The sequence below is a fragment of the Inquilinus limosus MP06 genome (genome assembly GCF_000767795.1).
GTDB lineage: Bacteria > Pseudomonadota > Alphaproteobacteria > DSM-16000 > Inquilinaceae > Inquilinus > Inquilinus limosus_E.
Genome location: NZ_JANX01000502.1, coordinates 1 through 4,770 on the forward strand (window position 1 = coordinate 1; position 4,770 = coordinate 4,770).

Genomic DNA, 4,770 nt, shown 5'->3' on the forward strand with positions numbered 1-4,770 from the left:
GCTGCGCGACGCCGCCGAGTCGCGCCGCCGCCAGGGCGGGCTGACCGCCGACCCGCGCTGGCGCGGTAGTCGTCGGCTGACGACCGTACGACCGAAAGGTCCCGGTCGTATCCTGCAGGCGGCCGGGTATCGGCCGACCCAGGACGATGAGGGACGCGTGACCTATGTTCCGGTGAAGGCCCGGCGGCCGCAGGCGCCGCGCCAGCCCGCCGCCAGCGCCGACAGCCCCTTCGCCAAGCTGGCCGAGCTGCGCCGCACCAATGGCTGAGCGCGAAGAGATCGAACGCCCCCGGCTGGACAAGTGGCTGTGGCAGGCGCGCTTCTTCAAGACCCGCAGCCTGGCCGCCAAGGTCTGCGCCGCCGGCGGCATCCGCATCGACGGCGTGCCGACCCAGAAGGCGCATGCGGCAATCCGCCCCGGCATGGTGCTGACCTTGTCCAGGGCCGGCACATCCGGGTGATCGAGATCGTCGCCCTGGGCGAGCGGCGCGGCCCGGCCAGCGAGGCGCAGGGGCTGTATCGCGACCTGCAGCCGCCGACGCCGGACACCGCGCTCGCCCCCTCGGGCGGTCCCCGGCCGACCGGGCGCGACCGCCGCTCCCTTCCGCCGAAGGGCAACAGCGACTAAATCTCCCGCATGCTGAACCACATTCTCGACTGGGCCCGCGGCGGCGCCGGCCCGGTTGTCGACGAGGCCGCGCTGCGCCGCGCCGTCGCCGCCCTGCTGATGGAAGCCGCCCGGGTCGACGATTCGCTGGACGAGCCGGAGCGCGAGCGCATCCAGGCGCTGCTGGCCTGGCGCTTCCGGCTGGGCCCGTTCGAGGCGGCGCAGCTGGGCGCCGAGGCCGAGCGGGCCAGCGACGGCGCCGTGTCCTGGCACGCCCTGACCCACACCATCCGCGAGCATTGCGACGAGCCCGCGCGCATCCGCATTGTGGAAATGCTGTGGGATGTGATCCTCGCGGATGGTAATGTCGACGACCTCGAAGCCAATCTGATGCGGCGAGTCGCGGCGCTTCTATTCGTCTCGGATGCGGATAGCGGCGCTGCCCGCCGCCGTGTGCTTGCCCGCAATGGCGCCACGGCGGCCGCCAATGGAGAGCCGGAGTAACGTAAGTATGGCCTATGTGGTGGGTGAAGCTTGCATCAAGTGCAAGTACACGGATTGCGTCGAAGTGTGCCCCGTGGATTGCTTCTACGAGGGCGAGAACATGCTGGTCATCCACCCGGACGAGTGTATCGACTGCGGCGTGTGTGAGCCGGAATGCCCGGCCGAGGCCATCAAGCCGGACACCGAGGCCGAGGCGGCGGAGAAGTGGGGCGAGCTGAACCGCGAATACTCCGCGATCTGGCCGAACATCACCCGCAAGAAGGACGCCCCCGAGGACGCCGACTCCTGGAAGGAGGTCGGGAACAAATATCCCGAGCATTTCAGCGCGAATCCGGGCGAAGGCAATTGACGATTCGCCGAGTCCGCCGGCCTGCATTGCAAAAAAAGCGTCATGTCAGGGCGGACTCGGCCTTCATATCGGGTGCGCAACGTATTATAATCTTCGTCCATTCCCGGTGCTGACGACCAGTTCCGACCCATTCCCCTACGGGCCGGAATCGATTTCTGCGTCTTTTGTTTCGGTGCGGAGATCAGATGTGGTCGTGGCTGCGGCGAAGCGCGGGCGGAGGCCATAGGCGGCCGCCGCCGCTGGGTCCGACCACAGAGGGTGACTCCATTGGCAGACATGGCTCAGGAACTTGAGTACGACGTCGGCGACTACGTTGTGTACCCGGCGCATGGCGTCGGCCGCATCGAGGCGCTCGAGACGCACAGCATCAGCGGCATGACCGTGCAGCTGTATGCCATCAGCTTCGAGAAGGAGCGGATGACGCTCAAGGTTCCTGTCGGCAAGGCCAAGAAGTCGGGCCTGCGCAAGCTGTCGTCGAAGGACCGGATCAAGACTGCGCTGGAGACCCTGACCGGCCGCAGCCGCGTTCGCCGGACGATGTGGAGCCGCCGCGCCCAGGAATACGAGGCCAAGATCAACTCCGGCGACCCGGTGTCGATCGCCGAGGTGGTGCGCGACCTGCACCGCGCCACCGACCAGCCGGAGCAGTCCTACAGCGAGCGCCAGATCTACCAGGCAGCGCTGGAGCGCCTGGCGCGCGAGCTGGCCGCGGTCGAGCGGATCGACGAGGTCAAGGCGACCCAGAAGCTGGAGCAGGTGCTGAAGAAGGCGGCCTGAGCCCGCTGTTCTCGCAGACCGGCTTGGCCTCAAGCAGCGCGAAGCGCGGCAGGCCACTCAAGACTGAAAGAGGCGGCCTCCGGGCCGCCTTTTCCATGTCTCTGTGCTCTATCCAAAGAATCGTCATTGCGAGTGCAGCGAAGCAATCCAGGGCCGCACGAGCGGAGCCATGGATTGCTTCGTCGGCTTCGCCTCCTCGCAATGACGGCTCTGAGGCCAAGGCCGGGCTCTCCCGTACAAAGGGGCTGGTTTCACCGGGACGAGCCGCTAAACTGTCGCCGCAGATGACCGATCTCCCCGTCTCCGCGTGACACCCGATCCCGAGAAATTCGCCCAGCTCGGCCGCCCGAAGCGGATCTGGGCCGTGGGCGCCGTGCATGGCGATGCCGCCCGTCTGGCCGTCCTGCACGACCATGTCGCCGCCCGGTTCCAGCCCGGCGACCGGCTGGTCTATCTCGGCAACCTGATCGGCCGCACCGACCGGCTGCACGCGCTGGTCGACGAGGTGTTGTCGATGCGGCGGGCCCTGATCGCCCGCCCCTTCGTGCTGGCCGAGGACGTCGTCTTCCTGCGCGGGGCGCAGGAGGAGATGTGGCAGAAGATGCTGCAGCTGCAATTCGCCCCGAACCCGCAGGACGTGCTGCGCTGGATGCTGGCCCAGGGGGTCGAGGGCACGCTGCGCGCCTATGGCGGCCGGCCCGAGGAGGGCATGGCGGCGGCGCGCGAGGGCGCCGTCCGCCTGACCCGCTGGACCAACGGGCTGCGCGAGGCGATGCGCGCGGCGCCCGGCCACAACGCGCTGTATGCCGCGCTGCGCCGGGCCGCCTTCACCGAACCCCGCTTCGCCGGCGATGACGGCATCCTGTTCGTCAGCGCCGGCATCGATCCCAGCCGGCCGCTGGCGGCGCAGGGCGACGCCTTCTGGTGGTCCGCCGCCGGCTTCGCCGGGCTGGCCGAGCCCTATGCCGGCTTCCGCCGCCTGATCCGCGGCCACGACCCGGCCGGCGGCGGGCTGCAGTTGGAGGGGCTGGCGGTGACGCTCGATTCCGGCTGCGGCCGCGGCGGCCGCCTGGCCTGCGGCCTGTTCGAGCCCGACGGAACGCTGGCCGAGATCGTCGAGGCGTAGCCGCACCCGCCAGCCCTCTCCGAGGAGAGGGGATTGCTCACTCCCTCGGGGCCTTTCACCCCATTCCTCGCCGTCATTGCGAGGAGGCGAAGCCGACGAAGCAATCCAGGGGCCGGTTCACACCGGCCCCTGGATTGCTTCGCTGCGCTCGCAATGACGATCTTTGGTATTCCAAAAAAGCCTCTCCTCGGGTGAGGGGGTGGCTCCGGCCCATCCGATCCGACCGGATCCGCTGTAACGAACCGGTCCGATCGAGCGAACCTTTAGACAAAGGGACAAGCTCCCGCCCGGCGAGGGAACGTCGCCGGGCGGGGGGGTGTTCGTCTAGCAGGTCGCGGCACTGATCCGCGGCGCCGTTCGGCCGAAGAGGGGGCGTCCATGCCGCATCTCGACGATCCCGAGACCCAGCGCGCCAACCTGAAGTTCATCAAGGCGTCGATGAGCGAGCCCTTGCTGTCGCGCGAGGCCGAGTTCGAGCTGGCCCGGCGCTGGCGCCAGGACAATGACGAGCCGGCGCTGCACGCCCTGGTCCGGGCCTATACGAGGCTGGTCATCGCCACCGCCTCCCGCTTCCGCAACTACGGCCTGCCGGTCGGCGACCTGGTGCAGGAGGGCAATGTCGGGCTGATGCAGGCCGCCGCCCGCTTCGAGCACGACCGCGAGGTCCGCTTCTCGACCTATGCCGCCTGGTGGATCCGCTCGGCCATGCAGGACTACGTGCTGCGCAACTGGTCGATCGTGCGCACCGGCACCACCGCGGCGCAGAAATCGCTGTTCTTCAACCTGCGGCGGCTGCGCGCCAAGATCGAGAGCACCACCGGCCAGCCCGGCATGACCCAGGCCGGCCGCGCCTGGATCGCCGGCGAGCTGCGGGTCGACGTCGCCGATGTCGAGGCGATGGAGATGCGGCTGGCCGCCGCCGACCAGTCGCTGAACGCCCCGATCTCCGAGGAGGGCGAGGATGACTGGCAGGGCCTCCTGGCCGACACCCGCCCCTCGCCCGAGGAGGTGGTGATCGGCCTGCGCGACAACGTCACCCGGTCGCGCTGGCTGGCCGAGGCGATCGGCGCGCTGAGCCCGCGCGAGCAGACCATCATCCGCCAGCGCCGGCTGCGCGACAGCGGCGCGACGCTGGAGGAGCTGGGCCGCCAGCTCGGCGTCAGCAAGGAGCGGGTGCGCCAGCTGGAGCACCGGGCGCTGACCAAGCTGCGCGCCTCGATCTCCCAGCATGTCAGCCGGCCCGAGGAGCTGTTCCTGGAGGAATAGCCGCGGGGTTCGTCTCACTCACTCCACGATCAGCTTGACCCGGCTCCCGGGCGTCACCTCATCGCCCGGCACGTCGTTGAGCAGCCGGAACCAGGCCTCCGCCGCCTCCACCCGCATCCGCCCGGCGAGATCGGCCACGCT

Annotated in this window: 8 protein-coding genes; all 8 read left to right on the top strand. The window is 69.4% G+C overall.

Annotated features, from left to right (window positions below):
* On the top strand, positions 1-268 hold a 268-nt coding region (locus P409_RS40960), incomplete at its 5' end, for a hypothetical protein (RefSeq protein ID WP_238578784.1).
* Positions 261-461, top strand: coding sequence for a S4 domain-containing protein (locus tag P409_RS40965; RefSeq protein ID WP_238578785.1), 201 nt, complete (start codon positions 261-263; stop codon positions 459-461). The genes P409_RS40960 and P409_RS40965, both read left to right, overlap by 8 nt.
* Positions 458-628, top strand: a complete 171-nt coding sequence (locus P409_RS40970; RefSeq protein WP_238578786.1) for a hypothetical protein — start codon at positions 458-460, stop codon at positions 626-628. Before P409_RS40965 ends, P409_RS40970 begins: the two co-directional genes overlap by 4 nt.
* A gap of 9 nt (positions 629-637) precedes the next feature.
* Positions 638-1,111 carry a tellurite resistance TerB family protein gene (locus tag P409_RS26995; protein ID WP_034845690.1) on the top strand — a complete coding sequence of 158 codons (474 nt, stop codon included), beginning with the start codon at positions 638-640 and terminating at the stop codon, positions 1,109-1,111.
* Between the two features lie 7 nt (positions 1,112-1,118).
* Positions 1,119-1,460, top strand: coding sequence for a ferredoxin FdxA (fdxA, locus tag P409_RS27000; RefSeq protein WP_034845692.1), 342 nt, complete (start codon positions 1,119-1,121; stop codon positions 1,458-1,460).
* Positions 1,461-1,736: 276 nt separating this feature from the next.
* Entirely contained in the window at positions 1,737-2,237 is a 501-nt protein-coding gene (locus P409_RS27005) for a CarD family transcriptional regulator (protein ID WP_034845694.1), read from the top strand.
* A gap of 307 nt (positions 2,238-2,544) precedes the next feature.
* Entirely contained in the window at positions 2,545-3,363 is an 819-nt protein-coding gene (locus P409_RS27010) for a hypothetical protein (protein ID WP_034845696.1), read from the top strand.
* 378 nt (positions 3,364-3,741) lie between these two features.
* A complete protein-coding gene (locus P409_RS27015) occupies positions 3,742-4,629 on the top strand; it encodes an RNA polymerase factor sigma-32 (protein ID WP_034845698.1) in 888 nt (295 codons plus the stop codon).
* The last annotated feature ends 141 nt before the right edge of the window (positions 4,630-4,770 follow it).